We start from the raw sequence: 18,377 nt of genomic DNA, 5'->3' as shown, positions 1-18,377 counted from the left end.
CAGTTTGACGACACTTTAATGACGCACATTGTATTAACGGTTATGTATGCGTTTATGTTTACCATTAAGGACAATTTATGTTTGCTGCCGAGCGTAACGGCTACAAACCCACACTTATCGAAGATATATGCCGATGGGGATATTCGCTTGTATTAGTGTTCATTATTCCCTTCGCCTTTTTACAGTTAATGTTAAGAGGTTCCACTAGAAATAAAGACTATAACCGGAGGCGGTTTGAACGTTTTGGGTTCGTCGCACATGCGCCTAAAAAAGACGGATACTTATTTCACTGTGTTTCTGTGGGAGAGGTGGTTGCGGCTTCTTGTTTGATTAAGCGCATCATGGCGGACGAGCCCGATTGCCAGATTACGGTGACCACCACTACGCCAACAGGTTCTGCGCGGGTACGCGCAATCTTCGGTGACAGCGTACATCACTTTTACTTACCTTACGATCTGCATATGGCTATGGCAGGAATGCTAAAAAGAATTCAGCCCAAAGCTGTGCTAATTACCGAGGTAGAGTTATGGCCTAACCTTATCCACGCATGCTGGAAACGAGATATACCTGTAATGGTCGTTAACGCTCGTATGACCGATAGGTCTGCCAGACGTTATAAAAAGATTGGTAAGTTGTTTAACCCTATGCTTGGTAAGCTTTACCATATTTGTGCCCAAGGGCAGCGCGACTATACAAATTACGCATGGCTTGGTGTGCCTGATAAAAAGCTTACGCTTACTAACAACATCAAGTTCGACCAAGTAGCCTCAGCGACAGCGCCGGACCATCCTTTTTTAGGTTTGAATAAAGCGGATTACCCCATACTAGTAGCGGGGAGTACCCATGACCTTGAAGAAGAAGCGGTACTTCAAGCGGCCAAAGAGTTGTGGCAAAAAAGTCCTTCCTTGAAAGTAATTATTGTTCCGCGTCACCCCGAGCGATTCGATGTAGTAGCGAAACTTATTGAAGCTAAATCACTACCCTTTGTGCGAAGTTCTCAGGTGAAATCTGTACCAGATGATACCAATGTGGTGTTACTCGATGAGATGGGTAAATTAAACGATGCCTATGCGGTGGCTTCTTTCGCTTTCGTTGGCGGCTCAATAGCTGATAAAGGTGGGCATAATGCCTTGGAGCCGGCAAGTTTCTCAATTCCCATAATAATGGGTCCTCACACTTATAATAATCCGGTTATCTGCAGTTATTTAGAAGAGTGTGGCGCGCTAATAAAAGTAGAGAGTGGAGAAGCAATGTCGGCGATTGTGAATAGATGGCTTCTAGACCCCAATGAGCGAGAAAAAGCAGGCCAATCAGGCCGTAAAGTACTAGAAGAAAATAGTGGTGCTCTTGAAGCTACAGTTCAGTGCATACGAAAATACGTTAACTAATTGTTTTTGATTGAAAAACGAACCCCTAAATGGTGCGCCTTATGCACCTAAATAGGGTTTTCTAAGAAGTGGCAGTAAAGCTAGAGCGCGTAAATTGATCTAAGGTTATGTAAATTATGGTTTTTATTAATTTGGTCTACTCTTTGCTGTAAAGGCTACGACAGCGTAACGGCAGTAAAATCCAAATAAATATGCACCTTTAAAAAAGGGCACTGTGTTACGTGTTCTCCAGGGAGAGACCTCCTGCCGGCTGGCAGGAGGTTTTCTTACTTTTACCCATCTACTTTTTGTTCTGGCTCTGGCTCAATCAAGCTGATAACACGCCAGCCAGCCTTTGGCTGAATACTGTTTCCGTTTATAAAGGTATAGCTTTTACCTTCGGCATCAATAGCAATAAGCGGCGTAGCCCGTTCACCATACTGCTTCGTATACTGCTCAAAGGTAAACTCTTCTGAAAGCCGGGTCGTTTTAACCGCAGATTCACGGGCAATGGCTGACGCTAAATAGCCATAGGTAACACCCTCATCAAATAACGTGAGCTTTTTAGCATACTGCTCGCTAACTTGGTGACTAGGTCTCGTAGACTGTTCATTGTTGGTTAGCGCCCACACTTTGTCTTTACCCATAGTGTACTCAAAGTGATAAGCAATAAGCGGGTTCAATTGTTTGTAAGGCGACATTATCAATACAGTGCCAAAGGTGTTTAAATCGAGATGTCGCGCAGCATGATCGGACATAGGATTACCGAAATACACCGGAATATCCATCATGCGCGCTTCTCTAATGGCATCCCAGTTGGTATCTGCAATTGTCACGTCTAATTTTTGATTCAACATTTCACACGCCAAGGCGCGGTTAAATTTGCTGCCACCAAAAATGAGGTAGCCAGTTGGAGCAGGGGCACGTACTTTAAGTAACGACGCAACGGTGCGTGATGTAAGGCTCTGTACCACAACTGTCGCGATAATCACCATGAATACGATAGGCACTATAATGCCTGCGCCTTCATAGCCTATCTCTTCTAGCTTTAAAGAGAATAACGCTGAAACCGCTGCGGCAACGATACCTCGCGGGGCAATCCAACTTAGTAACGCTAATTCATTAAGCTTAAGCCCAGTACCAATGGATGATGCTAATACTGACAGAGGCCGCGCCACAAACATTATAGCGGCCAGCACAACAACTGAGCCCCAACCTACATCTACGACAGACTGCAAGTTCAATCGCGTGGCAAGTAGTATGAATAAACCTGAAATAAGTAGAACGCTCAAGGTTTCTTTAAATTCTAGGATGTCTTCTACATCAACATCTTTCATATTGGCCAACACCATGCCAGAGATGGTCACGGCTAAAAGGCCTGATTCATGCGCTACGTAGTTTGATGCTGCAAATACACCTAAAATAACGGTTAACACAGCGGTATTAAGCAGATAATGGGGGATCCATTCTTTACGAATAGATAGGCCCAGTAAATAGCCTGAGGCAAGTCCCAATACAGAGCCTATTCCAACGGTTTTGCCAAAGGCAATAAGCGTGTGTGTGATAGCTGTTTCCTGTGACGCTACGATAAACTCGAATACCAGTACCGCTAGCAAAGCGCCAATAGGGTCTATAACAATTCCTTCCCAGCGCAAGATATTGGCTAAATTCGTTTTTGGTCGCACTGTCCTGAGCATGGGAACAATAACGGTAGGGCCAGTTACGGTAACAATTGCTCCGAACAAAAAGGACAGCTGCCATGAAAGGTCAAGACTGTAATGAGCAGCTGTTGCAGCGACCAGCCAAGTGACTAACACGCCAATTGAACACAAATTCCTCACCATATTGCCATGGCCTGCAATATCGCTGAATTTTAGTGTCAGTGAGCCTTCAAATAAGATAATGGCAACAGAAAGAGATACGACGGGAAACAGTAAATCGCCAAATAAGTCGTCCGCATTAAGCACACCAAACACCGGGCCAACAACAATACCGACTATTAAAAGTGGCAAAATAGCCGGAAGCCTCACCTTATAAGCTAAGTATTGGCATGTTATTGACAGCAGTCCTACTGCAACAAGTGAAAGAAGCGGGTCTGACAAAGTGAATCCTTATCGAGTTGTTATTTATCCATCGTACATCAGCCTAAATATTTGTCATATAGCGACTTTAGACAAAGCATTAGCTTATAGCGATATACGCTTGGGTTTGAAGTTTAGACCAATAGGCCATTTTTAGCGCACTAAATACATATTTCATTTTTAAAACCTTTGGTATTATCAAAAATACTACAAGACTTCTCAGAGCGACTTTTTTGAACTCTTTTTTGAAACCCTCACTTTTATTGTTAACGCTTTTGTTAGCGTCTGCATGCGCGAATCAATATCCTGCATCAGTCGCTTCGCTAAACGTGATGAGTGTTGTGGAGTTGCCTGAAGAGCTTTCTGAAACGTCGGGTTTGTTTTGCGAAGCTGATGGTATGTTTTCGCTTAATGACTCAGGTAATGCACCAGTCATTTACCGCGTTAACTACCAAGGTGAGATAATCGAGCGCACGCGTTTACCGCTTACCAATAGAGATTGGGAAGCGATAACGGCTGACGACACGTCGTTTTACATAGCCGATGTCGGAAACAACAAAGGCAATAGAGAAAAGGTAGAGGTTCACAAAGTAAGTCGCCTTAACGCAAACGATATCACTACTTTCACGCTAAAGTACGCGGGAAACAACGCCTCAAGTAATATGCCTTATGCACACGATTTCGATTCAGAAGCCATGGTGAAGTACGGTAAGGAACTGCTTCTGTTCTCGAAAAGCTGGAGAACGGGTATTACTCATATCTACAAGATTAACGAAGGGGAAATTGAACAAACCATCAACCCCGTTGCGTCGATTGAAGGCCTACCTGGTGTGGTAACTGGTGTTGATTTCGACCTTCATCAAGGCAAGTTCGTTATCACAGGGTATAAGTCGGATCCTTTTGGGAATTTTGCTACCTTTATTGCGCAAATCTCGCAAGACTACACGCTTCATGATATATGGCCGTTAGAGCGATACAAGCAAGTTGAAGGCGTTTGTGTGGATAACAAAGGTACATATTGGTTTAGTGAAGAGGCAACGGAAGGACGCAATGCGTCATTGTCTAGTGCTCACGTAACACGATGATAAGCGCAATCTCGCCTTTATGCTTATTTAAGGCCGTGAACAAGCCCGCTGTCATTATCAGTGGTTATTCTTTTTAAGTTATCTTTTAACTCTTGTTAGTAAAATGGCTAATACCCAACTTACTACTTTCCCGTCTATACTTAAATTGTTATTGAGTGATTTGTCGCCAACCACAATTCAAGAGGCAGCGAAAAATGAGACGTTTAAATCAGTCATTTTTAGCAATATGCATTTGTCCATGTTTTTTAATGGCGGGTGTAGCTCATGCTTCTGTTGTTGAAAAAGCGCAACAATGGCTCAACAAATATTCAGGCAGCGATGATACCTTCTCTTTAACCCTCACCAAAAATAAAATTAAATTTAAAGGCTGCAAGCAGAAGCAATATCAATTAGCTTTCAGCCAAAAAATAGCGCCTATGTTTAACATTGAAGCTATTGTGCACTACAACAAAGGCCTTCTTGACTACGGTGTTTTGTCGCAGCGTGTCAGAAGTCATGAATTTGAAGTAGTTAGCTGGTGGGATAGGGGGGATTACCGTGTAGGGTTGAGTCATAAAGTGCGCCCACAACATGAGATGCGTATCCCGGTTGCCGATACAATTAGACTACCAACGAGCACAACAGCAGGCCTATACGTAGAAGTTCCGTTAAACGAAGATAAGCATCTACTTACTTTCGGCGCTATGCGAGAGTCGTGGGAAAGCGATGGTGCGTCACTTCAATTACCTTGGCGTTCAAGCCGCGACAATCAAGTTAAAGTGCAGTACGCCATCACTTTTTAAATGATGGCGTAAAAGGTTGTTTTACCTTGCCACTTTCAGCAATGGGCATATAGAAAAGCCTACAACTTAAACCTGCTCACTTCTGACGAAAGCTCTTGAGCCAGCTCATCGAGCTTGTCACTCACATTCACCAATATCTGTGTCGCATTTAATGTTTCTTCACTAGATGCGCTGATATCGTTAATGTTTCGGTTTATATCTTCAACCACAGTTGCTTGCTCTTCTGTAGCTGTCGCTACCTGCGTGTTCACATCATTAATGTGAGCAATTTCTTCAGCAATATCTTGAAGCAGTTTGTCAATTTCATTAGTTGCGGTTACCACATCGGTAGTGCGAGCACGACTTGACTCCATTTGCGAAACTGCTGATTTGGAGTCCTGCTGAAACTTATCAATTTTAACCTGTATCTCATCAGTCGCTTGAGCGGCTCGTTGGGCTAGAGTGCGAACTTCATCCGCGACGACAGAGAAGCCTCGGCCATGATCGCCAGCCCGCGCTGCTTCAATAGCCGCATTAAGCGCAAGTAGGTTGGTTTGCTCCGAAATGCCCCTTATCGTGTCAAGGATTCCGCCAATGGCTGCTGTGTGTTCATCTAGGGACTGAATAACCCGTGATACATCTTGAATTTGCTCTGACAAGCCGTTTATCGCATGCACCGCTCGCTGGGTAATTTCACGACCGTGAGCCGAGTTTGTGGTTGCTAAATTCGCATTTTGTGCCGCATGGGTCGCAGACTGGGCCACTTCATTTACCGTACTGCCCATCTCTGTTAATGCCGCCGCTGCCTGCAAAGTTTGATCTCGCTGACTCTTAGTGGAGCTCTCTGTCTGATGTGATTGCTGTGCTACATCTTCGGCAGATGCTTTTAATGCATGGCTTGTTTTAGCTACCTTAGAAATAGTGCCGTGTAGATGGTCGATAAAGTTATTAAACCCCTCTACTAAGCGGGCAATTTCTTTTTGTTCTGGCATAGGAATTCGCGAGCGCAAGTCGCCTTGCCCCTTGCCAAGCTGTTGGAAAACATCAGCGAGTGATTCAAGTGGTTTAGTAAGGGTGCCAGCCAGCCATATTCCGATAAAGGCGAAAGCACCGGCTATAATCAACGCCCAAATAATGATTTGGCGACTGCCAGCATTTAGCGATGCGTAAAGCTCGTGTTCAGGAACCTGTGCTACCACATACCAACCGGCTTTTTCCACATAGGTACTGGCAAACAGTTGAGTATCGCCTGTTGAATCGCTGGTGGCCATGGCGAACCCCTGCCGATTAAGTAGCTGCCCCGCTGTATTTGAATCGCTTATTGATGCTAGTTTGGCTTTGCCCAATAGCTCGGTGTTGGGGTGAGCGATAATAGTACCGTTACCGTCTACAAGAAAGACAAAACCGGTTTGCGCAATTTTTACGGCATTGATAATACCTAATAACTCATCTACCGACTTAGCGACACCCGACATACCTCTGCCGTTTACTTGTTGATAATTCGCAAACAGGCGGTAACCTTGACCGGGCTCGTTGTACAAGCTTAGCGAGATAGGTTCGCCACTATTTTTGTAAGCGAAAAACCACCCATCAAATTCGTCATTTTGAAGCACACGTAAAAAGCCATCTTGGTTCCAATATTTGTAGGTGGTTCTGTCTACGAACGAGGCTACGGTTAAATCGTTAAACTCAACAATATTATTTAAATAACCAAGAAGGCGGCGTTCGCCTGCCGAATCGGCGCCTGCTGATGACCATGCGAGGATGTCGGGGTTAGAGGCAATGCCGTGTGCTACGGTAAGCATCACGCTAGCCTCTCTGTCTACGCGGTTGCCAACCTGTTTCAGTAAAGAAGGAAGCTGTAGTTCTTCCATGTTCTCTTTAACGAGATCACGGGCAATCCATTGGCTAATTGAACCTACAAGAATAGCGGCGGCAAGTACTGCCACAATAAGAGAAATAATGAGTTTTTGTTTAATACTGAAAGTCATGACTTTCGACCACGTAAGTTAATGCTGAAAATTAATAGATTAAAGGTGACGTGGCATTGCAGGCACAGCAACGTCTGATACTGGATCCTAAGCTGGCCAGTACTACTTTATGATTCTTACGCTAATGCTTTTATTATTTTTAAAGCGCAGAGAAGTTATCGACCTATTCTTTGCAAAGTTTATACTTTTTGCCGATAAATAAATCATAGTGATTGTGAAGCATAATTGACCAACAGGTCAATAGAAACATTATCCATTATATATGTAGGGGATAAAAAAAAGGCTCTCGTATTTGTTATAACAAATACGAGAGCCTAAGCATTTCAGAAACGGATTTGGTTAGTCGCAGGCGTGACTTATCCCGCTGCTGTCGCCATTTCGCTTATTCTTTATTTTCCTTAGGAATAGGGAAACCGCGGTCACGCATTAGAGCGTCTACTTTGGCATCACGGCCACGGAATTTGCGGTAAGCTTCGGCTGGGTCCATAGCATTACGTACGGCGAAGAGGTATTTCACTAAGCGATCGCCTACTTCTTTATCGTAGAAACCACCCGGTGCTTCCATAAAGGCTTCTGCTGCGTCAGCGGTTAATACCTCTGCCCACATGTAGCCATAATAGGCCGCTGCATAACCTTCGCTTGAGAATACGTGGCCGAAATGAGGTGAGCGGTGACGCATAACAATTTCTTCCGGCATGTCTAAGCTTCTTAAGCTCTTCACGCTCAAAAGTGTCAGGGTCAATCTTGCTAGGATCGGTAGTGTGGTACTTCAGATCCATGATGGCTGAAGCCATGTACTCGGTAGTTTTAAAGCCTTCGTTGAAGGTTGAAGCCTTTTTAATTTTTTCTACCAGCTCAACAGGAATAGGCTCACCTGTTTCGTGGTGAACCAAGTAGTTGTTGATAACCTCATCGGTAGTTAACCAACGCTCTAGCAACTGAGACTGGAACTCAGTGTAATCGCGCACGCCAGAATGCGACGACGGATATTCTACATCAGACGCTAAGAAGTGAAGTGCATGGCCAAATTCGTGGAAGTAGGTTTCAGCATCATCCCACGAAATAAGCGTGGCTTCGCCTTCAGCGCCTTTTACGAAGTTCGAGTTGTTAGAAGACAATACGGTTTTCTTGCCATCAAAGGTAGTGTAAGAGCGATACGTCGTTGCCCAAGCACCAGAGCGTTTACCTTGGCGTGAGAATGGGTCAAGGTACCAAAGACCGATATGCTCACCGCTGTCTTTGTCAGTTACTTCCCATACTTTCACGTCTTCGTGGAAAACGGGTACTTTGCCTTCTTCAACAGGTGTGAAGTTGAAGTTGAACAAGCGACCTGCAACGTAAAACATCGCTTCGCGAAGCTTATCAAGCTGTAAGTACTGCTTTACTTCGTTTGAATCTAGGTCGTACTTCGCCTGGCGCACTTTTTCTGCATAGAAGCGGTAGTCCCATGGCGCAATAGTGATGTCTGCACCTTCTTCATCGGCAATGGCCTGCATGTCGGCCACTTCTTCTTCAACGCGAGCAATAGCGGCAGGCCATACTTTCATCATCAGATCCATGGCGTTTTCTGGGTTCTTCGCCATACGATCTTCTAAACGCCACTGTGCGTAGTTTTCGTAACCTAATAGCTCAACGCGCTCGTCACGAAGAGTTAAGATGCGTTTAATAATGTCGTTGTTATCAAACTCGTCAGCATTGTCACCGCGGTTGTAGTAAGTACGCCATACTTTCTCGCGAAGCTCTCGGTTGGTGGAGTATGTTAAGAACGGATCCATTGATGAACGCGTATTGGTAATTGCATATTTACCTTCTTCGCCGCGAGACTCGGCTGCCGCTTTTGCTGCCTTAACAAACGAGGCAGGCAAACCGTCAAGCTGGTCTTCAGTGATATAGGTAACGTAGTTTTCTTCGTCTGCGAGTACATTGTTTGAAAACTTAGTGTGTAGCGTAGCAAGCTCTTTGTTAATTTCAGCGTAGCGCTTCTTCGCTTCGCCATCTAAGGTCGCACCATTGCGTGCGAAGCTATTGTAAGTCATCCATGTTATACGCTGTTCTTCTGGCGTAAGTGAATCTAACTCGTCAGATTCATATACCGTTTTAACTCTTTCAAAAAGCTTTTCGTTTTGCGTAATTTGCGTGAAGAAAGCCGATAACTTAGGCGACATCTCTGCCTGAATTTCGCGGAATTCAGAGCTCGATTTGTTTGAACTCCAAATGCCGTAATAGGTGAATACGCGTCCAAGCTCTGCACCTGCACGCTCCATTTCAACAATAACGTTCTCAAACGTTGGTGGCGCTTCGTTATTTGCGATGGCTTCGATCTCTTTAAGATTCAGTTCCATGGCTTTTTCTAGCGCAGGCTTCAAATCTTCCAAATTCATTTTATCGAAAGCAGGCACGCCACCGTACGGGCCTTTAAACTCTTGAAGCAACACGTTATCAAACTGTGCTTGTTGAGATGTCGCTGTATTTTGAACATCTGTGCTGGTGGTCTCAGGTGCTTTTTGTTCTGAACATGCACCGAGTGCAACCACAACCGCCATAGCGGTGAGTGATGATTTAAATTTACCCATGAGTTTTCCTGTCTGTTTTTATCTATACGTTTTATGACAAAAACCATTTTAAGATAATGTAAAAATAAGTTAAATGCTCTTTAACGTAATTCCTTGCAGCACAGCGGTTTGAAGAGAAATCGCGCTGATATGCAATTCGTCGAAATTGGTCAAATTTTGATTGGCTTTATGCTGGTTGGAAATTACACTGCGCGCGTTCTGAATAGCTGTCTTCCGCAGCTCGTAAACCACTGACTTTTTTACTGTGACCATCATGTTTGAATTACTTCTTCACGCGTTTCCCGTTGCATTCGCTTTGGCCTCTTTTTGGTCGAACACTGAACGTAAATTACTGCTACTGAATTTAGGGTTATGTATTGCTATTGGCTCACTTTTGGTTTTCGAGCAAGCGTGGGGAGGAGCCGTAGTAATTACGGTGGCGGGGCTGAGTACCAGTTATCGTTTAATAAAACAAAAACTTCTGTCTCCTGTGGCAACCTACATTACATTAATCTCTATGATGGTTATTGTGCTGACGGTGAATAACCTAACCGGTAAAACATCGTTAGTTGAAGCTATGCCGGTGTTAACTTTCATGGCATACCGGTTTGGTGAACTTCATTGTAAGGAAGCAGGTCTTCGCGTGTGTATGATTATTGGTTCAATCAATTTCACTGCATACGGTGTCATTACACAAACGTGGGGATTAGCCATTACTGAAGCTCTGTTTGCAGCCTCGAACCTGTGGTATTACATGAAGCTAAGACGTGCCATGCGTACCAGCCCAATTTAGTTGAATATATAGCCGTTTTGTGATTTATTTATTGTCAAACGGAATTGAATCCACAGGCAAGGTAATGCAACGCAAACCCACCGACAAAGCTCTATTTTTCGGTGCTCCGGCTCTTCTACTCGCTCTTTTTATTTTTAACATAAATGCAGATGGTGAATTAAAGCTCGCGTCTACTATCGGTAGCGTAGGGTTATGTATTGGCTTTTTCTCTTATTTAAGAAGTAGACGCTTTGGTAATAAATACCCCATTGAAAAATTGATAGAAAAAGATGGTGATTTTGCAGTGTTTCACTTTCTACATGGATTTGATCGCCAGCCCCTTAGGGTTAACGCCAATACTATCTATGCACTTAACTTCTCTCACCATTACCTTGGCGTTATCTTGGAAAGCGGCAACGGCAAAGGGTTTGATTTTCACTATCCTCATAAGGAAGCTGTGATAAAAGCGAGGCTTTTAGAGGTGCTTGGTGAGGATGGGTTTAACAACGTCAAAGTTAACGTGTAGATAGAGCAAAGCTAGTGTTAAATAGAAAGCCCGTTAGTAACTTTGACTAGCGGGCTTTTTTAATTTCATCAGTGTGAAGACTTACGCGAATACCACGGTTTTGTTTCTGTGAATAATTACGCGGTCTTCTAAATGGTAGCGCACACCGTGAGCCAATGCGGTTACTTCACAGTCTTTACCTTTGCGCACCATGTCAGCTGCGCTGTCGCTATGGCTGATACGTTTAACGCTTTGCTCAATGATTGGGCCTTCATCTAAGTCTTTGGTGACGTAATGACAGGTTGCGCCAATTAATTTTACGCCGCGATCATAGGCTTGCTGGTAAGGCTTAGCACCGGCAAAGCTAGGAAGGAAGCTATGGTGAATATTAATGGCCTTACCTTGTAACTCTTGACAAAGCGTATCAGGTAAAATTTGCATGAAACGGGCAAGTACGGTCAAATCAATCTTGTACTCTTGTAGTAAGGTAGTGATTTGCGCGAACGCCGCGTCTTTGCCTAACGCTTTAAAGTCTACCCAATGAAACGGCACTTTGTACCAGTCAGCAAACTGCTTCATTTGCGGGTGGTTGCCAATAATCACCGGAATATCACAGTGCAGCTCGCCAGTATGCCAGCGGTGAAGTAAGTCAACTAAACAGTGAGATTCAAGGCTCGCTAACAAAGCAACGCGCTGTTTTTTGTCTGAGTCACTGAGCTTCCAGTTCATCTGATACTCGTTAGCAAGTGGGGTGAACTCTTTAACGAAGCTTTGGTGATCTAACTTAAGCGAATCGGTGCTAATTTCATGGCGCATGAAAAAGCGGCCGGTCTGTAAATCGGTATGATGGCTGGCTTCAACGATGGTTGCGTTGTGGTCGGCTAAAAATTGCGACACGCTGGCAACTAGCCCGATTTGGTCAGGGCAGTCTATAACTAATCTAAATGTTTGTTGCATGTGGGCAGTGTGAATAAAAAAACAGGCTATCTTTTTACCCGTGGCGCTAGGCGTTGTAAAGGCTATAGGCAATTTAAAATCAGCTTAAATTGCTATAACTCATAATCACACTCATAGATCACAGCTGCTTAGCCATAAAAAGGCGTTTGTCATAGTATTACAGGTGCGGATAATCCGGTGCGGCAGTACATTTTTCTTAGTTCGCCGCTCTTTACTTGCCTCTTTTTACTCGTCTGTAATACCGCGGCGAAGTTTCTCTCTTACCGACATATTGTGTTTCAACGGCCAAGATTGACGAATAGGGTAGGTCACCCCCTGCGGCGTAGTCACAGACTCAAAAAGGTGAAATGCCGAAACGTGAACGTCTACATTGGGGCTGTAAAGCGGTAGCGGCAATGTCGACGTAGCCTTTCTTACAAGCGTAACGTGAGGCTTATACTCCCTGCTTTCTATTTCGATTGCTGCTTTACGGGCCGCTTTTCTCGACAATTTAGCGAGTTCATTAAGTGCCTTTGGTGTTTCAGTGGGCGCAGCAAAGAGTATTTTAGGTCCATTCCATAACCCCGTAGCATTAAGAGTTAGAGAAAAGGGTTCACTGACGAGCTGATCGAGTTCATACACAAGCGCTTCGTGCTGACGGTGATTTATCTCGCCTAAAAAACAAAGCGTAATATGAAAGTTTGCTGCTGGCACTGCATAAGGTATTGCGGGCCCTTGATTGTTGATGTGCTCGTTACGCTTATTGCCAGATTTACGAGTACGGGTTGCCTCGGTTTTCACCCATTGACGCGGCATTACTTCAGGTAATGCCTGCTGACGCCAGCTATCTAGAGCAAGTTTTTCTGTGGCGCTAAGATCTAAACCAATAAAGCTTCGCATAGCTTTCCTCCTTTAAATTTGCCCTATCTTTGTACATACGTAGTAATGCTGCCCATAAGTTTAAGAAGGCAACGAACGTCCGTACAATAATAAGTTTATCATGGCGCTACGGACGAGTTCCAAAACACGTCGTCCGTTTTGAGTGTTTACCAAATTTAAAAAAATAGCTGTGATGTTCGAGTGCGTTGTTTACATCAGGTACACTATACCCACCAACTTATAACACCTTTATGCCCTTTATGTTACAGCCGTTTTCTCACCTACCCGCTTATGAACTTGTTACGCCGCTACAAGAAGCCGTAGCTACTAACAACATCATTATAGGGGCGCCTCCGGGGGCGGGGAAATCTACTGTGCTGCCTTTGTCGCTGCTGCAATCTTCGCTAAAAGGAAAAATACTGCTTATGCAGCCTCGCCGGGTGGTGGTAAGAAATCTTGCTGACCACTTAGCAAAACAGTTAAAAGAAAGCGTAGGGGAAACAGTTGGTTATCGTATAAAGGGCGAGTCGAAAACATCGCCTGCTACTCGGCTTGAGATAATAACCGAGGGCGTGTTAACGCGCATGATTCAGCAAGACCCAGAGCTTAGCGGTGTGGATGCTATTGTCTTCGATGAATTTCATGAGCGCAGTATTCATAGTGACTTTGGTTTGGCACTGGCACTTGAAGTCCAGTCTGGACTTCGCGATGACTTACGCCTAGTGGTGATGTCGGCTACTTTGGATATTACGCCACTTCAAACATTGCTTGATGCGTTTAGCGTACTGCCAGTAGCGAACTTAGAAACTCAAGGTCGTATGTTTCCTGTTGATGTTCGCTACACCCAAGATGTGCAGGCTTATGAGTTGATACCGAAAACCAGTAATCTCATAAAACAGGCAGTAAGCGAGCACGATGGTGATATTTTAGTATTCCTTCCCGGCCGAGGTAGCATAAATGCTGTTGCCAGAGAAACAAAAGGATTAGCTGAAAGTGCGGACATAGCCGTTCACATGCTCTACGGTGCTTTAGGAAAATCAGCGCAACAAGCAGCCATTGCGCCAGACCCACAGGGCAAGCGAAAAATCATATTATCTACCAATATTGCAGAGACAAGTTTAACCATTGAAGGCGTGACAGTGGTTATTGATAGTCTGTGGGAAAACAGTGCTCAGTATCATCCGTCCAGTGATATAACTGCGCTTACCCAGCAGCGCATTTCGCAAGCATCTGCCATTCAAAGAGCAGGACGCGCGGGGCGTGTAATGGCCGGGACCTGCTATCGTTTGTGTAGCAAAAGCAGCTTCGAGCGTTTGGCGAAACACAATGCGGCGCAAATTGAAAAAGAGGATTTAAGCAGCTTCTTGCTTGATACCTTAGCCTGGGGCAGCAGCCCAGAGTCGTTGGCATTGTTGACGAAGCCTACACCAGCGCAGCAGCAGGTGGCACAACAGAAGCTTCAGCGGGTTAATGCTATCTCACAATCCAGCATCACTCCCTATGGAAGAGCGCTGGCCCAGCTACCTTGTCAGCCTCATTTAGCCCATTTATTGCTAACGACAAAAACAGGCATAGGCGGGTTAAGTGCTGATGACAACGACGCGCTTCGCCACGCTGCTCCCTTTGTTGTGGCAATGAGCGAAAGTAATATCAGTGTGGGTGGCGCAACAAATGTCATGGATGCGCTGCTCCACGCCAACAGCAACACGCGCAGTCAGCTTACACAGCAAGCTTCCCGTTATGCGCGCTACGTGCAAAGCGAGCAGGGCAAGGCGCAGACTTTCACGCTCGACATCAATGCATTAGACGAACGCGCCCTTGGCCTTTGTATCGCCATCGCATTTCCTTTGCAGGTGGGCTACAGGCGCAATGCGCCGAGCGGTAGTAGCGGTAATTCTGGTAATTCGAAAGCCGTAATAAAAGGGGCTACAAGAAGCAGTGCTTCTCAGTCTCATATTATTGAGTACAAGTTGGCGAGTGGGAAGGGGGCTGAGCTAACCGCTACAGCCGGTAATACATTTTCCAATGAAAGCGAGAAAGACAATGAACCCTGGATAGCGGTGCTTGAGGGGCAGCTAATCAAAAGCACAGTGGCAATACGCCTAGCTGAGCGTGTCCCCGAGCGCTGGTTACGTTTAGCTTTCCCTGACGCATTTAGCGAAAAGCGTAGTGTTATTCTTAACAGCGACACTGGCGTAATGGAAGCAAGAGTAAGTACGGGGTTTTATGACATAACGCTAAATAGCGCACCAGTATCCGGACAGGAAAAAAGCCACGAAAAAGCGTTTTGGGACAGTGCAATGTGCGATGCCTGGTTTGCCTATCTCGCTACCTTGCCGTTATCCAATTGGCCACTGTCGGATGCCGATTGGCAATGGTGGCGAAGAGTTCTGATGGCCGCAAAGCTCAATCTCCCGCAAGATAAAGCCTTTGACGAGCCAGATCCCTGGCCATTGTCATTGAGCGACCTGGTGCATAGGGCAAAAGACAGCCTAGCGCCTGTTTTAAAAAGCTGTAAAAGTATTAAAAACCTTAAGCAATTACCGTGGAAGACGGCCTTAAATAATGGGTTATCTTGGCCTCAGCAAGACGCATTGGCTACGCTTTTGCCCACTCACATGACTATTCCAACGGGCAGAGAGGCTAGCCTAGATTATCGCGACAATGGAGATGTGGTGCTGTCGGTCAAAATGCCAGAATTGTATTCACAAAGCACTCCATTAACCTTAGCGGGGGGGCGAGTTACTGTTGTTTGCGAGCTGCTGTCGCCAGCAGGTAGACCACTGCAAACCACCAGTGATTTAGGTGCGTTTTGGCAAGGCAGCTATAAGGAGATACAAAAAGAGATGAAGGGACGTTACCCCAAGCACTTTTGGCCGGATGACCCTGCCAATGCATTGCCGACCAGTAAAACAAAGAAACATATGTAGCCGCTACTGCGGCCATACCTCTTACGGTTTTCAAATGATTGTTGTGTATTTCAAATGCCAGTAATTGCTTATACGCCAGTTTCTTACACAGTCTGTTTTTAACGACAGTGGTTACACATTAAAAACTAAGCTAAGTTGATGATGAAATCTCAAACGTTTATTTAGGTAACCTTACGCTATGAAATTATCCAAATTAGCCACCGCAGGCTTTCTGTTAGCCACATCTTTAAGCGCTCAAGCGCACGATTTTTGGTTAGAGCCAGCAAACTACCGTTCACAAGAGCCAAGTGCTGTTGCCTTGCAGTTTAAAGTGGGCCATAAAGAAGATACCTCTCACTGGAACCTTACTTGGAATAGGATAGTTGCGTTGCGCACTTATTCTTCTGACGGCGTGAGTGATATGGCCGCCAGCGTAGTACCTAAAACGTCAATGCTGCCCGGCATGGCTAAAACGGCCAAGCTTTCTTCTGGCACCCATGTCATAGGGTTTGAAAGCTATCACGCTACTAGCGTACTTAAAGCGAAGAAGTTTAACCAGTATGCAAAAGATGAGGGTTTAGCTGAGATACTGGCTCATCGCGAGGCGAGAGGGCAAAACGATATCGCTGGAAAAGAGCTTTACTCAAGGAAAGCAAAAACCATCGTGCAAGTAGGTGAGACAATAACGGACAATGCCCTAAAACCTATTGGCCACACGTTAGAAATAGTGCCCCTTGGACACCCTTATAAGCTCTCAAATAACACCCTATCTGTTCAGGTGTTATTCAAAGGAAAGCCTTTAAGCAATGCACTTATCGATGCAGTATCTTTGGTTGATCACAGTGCTGAAGTGCAAGCGGTGCAAACTGACAGTGAAGGAAAGGCGACGTTTAAACTTAATGTCGAAGGGCCTGTTATGCTAAATACGGTTTGGGGCGTACCCCTCACAAATAGTTCTGCAGCAGATTTTGAGACTTATTTTTCAAGCCTTACGTTTGAATACGTTCAGTAACCAATAAGATGAACGGCTTCTACCTTACCGGTCACTGAAAATACTATATGATTAATGCGCCCCTAAAAGGGCGCTGTTTTCATAAAGGTTAAGAGGTAGCCTTGCCTGCCAGGTCAATATCAAGTGCTGCCATTACTTCCAGGCCTGGAAACCCATCTGCAATCATATTATTGCTAATTTGGTAGTTGCGAATACCCTCGCGAGTGGCAGGGCCAATGATGCCGTCGGGTTTGCCCACATCAAAGCCTAAATTATTCAGCTTACTTTGAAGCGCAATAATGTCTTTGCGGCTATATGCGGGGAGATCAGGTAAGGTTGCTTTAATACCAGACGCCCCAGCGATGCGGTCGGCCAATACGCCTACGGCGATGGCGTAAAACTCAGAGTTGTTCCAGCGCATAATAACGCGGAAGTTTTTGTAAGCTATAAAGGCCGGGCCGTTATGTCCTGCAGGCACGATAACATAAGCTGTGGTATCGTCTTCGCCCAGCGCAGCCCCATCGGCTTTCTTCACGCCTTGAGCGTTCCATTCGCTAAGAGGCTTTCTATTCTTATAGCCAGATTCTTGATAGTCAAAGTTCTCAGGCAACTGCACTTCACGACCCCAGCGGAAGCTGCGCTCCCAACCTAGGCTTGCAAGGAAGTTTGCGGCAGAAGATAACGCATCTTCTTCACTTGCCCACAAATTAATTTGCCCGTCGCCGTCGCCGTCAATGGCATAGTGGGTATAGGCCGAAGGCATAAACTGTGTGTGGCCCATAGCGCCAGCCCACGAACCAATCATGTCTTCTTTTTGAAGCTTTTCCCGTTCCATTAGCTTCACGGCCACAAGAAACTCTTGGGTAAAGTACTTACTTCTTCGTTTGTCACAAGCCAGAGTAGCAAGAGAATCAAGTACGGGCATTTTGCCTTTGTAAGAGCCGAAGTTTGTTTCTAGACCCCAGAAAGCGAGCAAGTAATGAGGAGGCACGCCGTACTTATCACTTAGTTTGTGTAACAGCGCCTCGTGCTTAGCGTACATCTCTTTGCCTTTTTGAGTTCGCCAGTCGGTAACGCGCTTGCTGAAGTACCCTGGAAAGGTTTGTACAAATTCTGGTTGGCTTCGGTCTAGCTCAATCACACGGTCTTGGTGAACAAGACGAGGAAACACATCGTCGATAGTCTGCTGGCTAACCCCTTCCTGCTTGGCTTTGTCGGCAAGCACTGCAGTGCAGCTAGCGAATTGTTCATTGGCTAGCGCTGAATTCATTGTCGCACCCGCGAGAAGCAGCGCCATAGACGTGCGAAGTGACGGTCGAAGAAATGAGGCGTAAGACTTGGCCCCTTTAGGCGAACGAGTAGAGAAAAAAGAAGACTTAAATGAAGCTAAGCGCATAGTACGGTTCCTGTGTTACTTGCCAGCATGCTATCGCATTGTGACCGTGAAACGCGAGTAAAATTCATTTTAGTCCTTCAACAGAGATGCGTTTTTAAACATTTCAGAAATATACCAATTCGGAGTGTGCATATTTGGAAACAGTTGTTGAG

At 45.2% G+C, this 18,377-nt stretch carries 12 protein-coding genes and 1 pseudogene; 7 read left to right on the top strand and 6 right to left on the bottom strand.

Features of this window, described 5'->3' with window-relative positions:
• Positions 1-77: 77 nt before the first annotated feature.
• On the top strand, positions 78-1,388 hold the full coding sequence (locus ACYX4M_RS05385; protein ID WP_476082192.1) for a 3-deoxy-D-manno-octulosonic acid transferase: 1,311 nt from the start codon (positions 78-80) through the stop codon (positions 1,386-1,388).
• A gap of 272 nt (positions 1,389-1,660) precedes the next feature.
• Here the strand turns inward: ACYX4M_RS05385 and ACYX4M_RS05380 are convergent, their stop codons facing one another.
• A complete protein-coding gene (locus ACYX4M_RS05380) occupies positions 1,661-3,469 on the bottom strand; it encodes a cation:proton antiporter (RefSeq protein WP_476082191.1) in 1,809 nt (602 codons plus the stop codon).
• Positions 3,470-3,693: 224 nt separating this feature from the next.
• Between ACYX4M_RS05380 and ACYX4M_RS05375 the strand changes: the two genes are divergently transcribed.
• Positions 3,694-4,533 carry a hypothetical protein gene (locus ACYX4M_RS05375; RefSeq protein WP_476082190.1) on the top strand — a complete coding sequence of 280 codons (840 nt, stop codon included), beginning with the start codon at positions 3,694-3,696 and terminating at the stop codon, positions 4,531-4,533.
• Between the two features lie 194 nt (positions 4,534-4,727).
• Positions 4,728-5,315, top strand: a complete 588-nt coding sequence (locus tag ACYX4M_RS05370) for a hypothetical protein (protein ID WP_476082189.1) — start codon at positions 4,728-4,730, stop codon at positions 5,313-5,315.
• Between the two features lie 59 nt (positions 5,316-5,374).
• Here the strand turns inward: ACYX4M_RS05370 and ACYX4M_RS05365 are convergent, their stop codons facing one another.
• A complete protein-coding gene (locus tag ACYX4M_RS05365) occupies positions 5,375-7,285 on the bottom strand; it encodes a methyl-accepting chemotaxis protein (RefSeq protein WP_476082188.1) in 1,911 nt (636 codons plus the stop codon).
• Positions 7,286-7,667: 382 nt separating this feature from the next.
• Positions 7,668-9,858 (bottom strand): annotated as a pseudogene (locus tag ACYX4M_RS05360) (M3 family metallopeptidase).
• Between the two features lie 253 nt (positions 9,859-10,111).
• On the opposite strand from ACYX4M_RS05360, the gene ACYX4M_RS05355 reads away from it, so the two are divergent.
• Positions 10,112-10,630, top strand: a complete 519-nt coding sequence (locus tag ACYX4M_RS05355; RefSeq protein WP_476082187.1) for a YgjV family protein — start codon at positions 10,112-10,114, stop codon at positions 10,628-10,630.
• Between the two features lie 64 nt (positions 10,631-10,694).
• Positions 10,695-11,135: a hypothetical protein gene (locus ACYX4M_RS05350; protein WP_476082186.1), complete on the top strand. Its 441-nt coding sequence runs from the start codon at positions 10,695-10,697 to the stop codon at positions 11,133-11,135.
• Positions 11,136-11,216: 81 nt separating this feature from the next.
• Here ACYX4M_RS05350 and purU read toward each other — a convergent pair whose 3' ends face one another.
• Both purU and thpR read right to left on the bottom strand, forming a co-directional pair.
• Positions 11,217-12,071: a formyltetrahydrofolate deformylase gene (gene purU, locus ACYX4M_RS05345; protein ID WP_476082185.1), complete on the bottom strand. Its 855-nt coding sequence runs from the start codon at positions 12,069-12,071 to the stop codon at positions 11,217-11,219.
• 225 nt (positions 12,072-12,296) lie between these two features.
• Entirely contained in the window at positions 12,297-12,950 is a 654-nt protein-coding gene (gene thpR, locus ACYX4M_RS05340; protein WP_476082184.1) for an RNA 2',3'-cyclic phosphodiesterase, read from the bottom strand.
• A 185-nt stretch (positions 12,951-13,135) separates the two neighbouring features.
• Here thpR and ACYX4M_RS05335 point away from each other — a divergent pair, with 185 nt between their 5' ends.
• Entirely contained in the window at positions 13,136-15,859 is a 2,724-nt protein-coding gene (locus tag ACYX4M_RS05335) for an ATP-dependent RNA helicase (RefSeq protein ID WP_476082183.1), read from the top strand.
• A 178-nt stretch (positions 15,860-16,037) separates the two neighbouring features.
• Positions 16,038-16,850 carry a DUF4198 domain-containing protein gene (locus tag ACYX4M_RS05330; RefSeq protein WP_476082182.1) on the top strand — a complete coding sequence of 271 codons (813 nt, stop codon included), beginning with the start codon at positions 16,038-16,040 and terminating at the stop codon, positions 16,848-16,850.
• An 88-nt stretch (positions 16,851-16,938) separates the two neighbouring features.
• On the opposite strand, the gene ACYX4M_RS05325 is transcribed toward ACYX4M_RS05330, so the two are convergent.
• Positions 16,939-18,225, bottom strand: coding sequence for a lytic murein transglycosylase (locus ACYX4M_RS05325; protein ID WP_476082181.1), 1,287 nt, complete (start codon positions 18,223-18,225; stop codon positions 16,939-16,941).
• Positions 18,226-18,377: the final 152 nt, after the last annotated feature.

The organism is Alteromonas sp. ABV4_150 (genome assembly GCF_056311745.1).
This window is presented reverse-complemented; position numbering and strand designations above follow the sequence as displayed.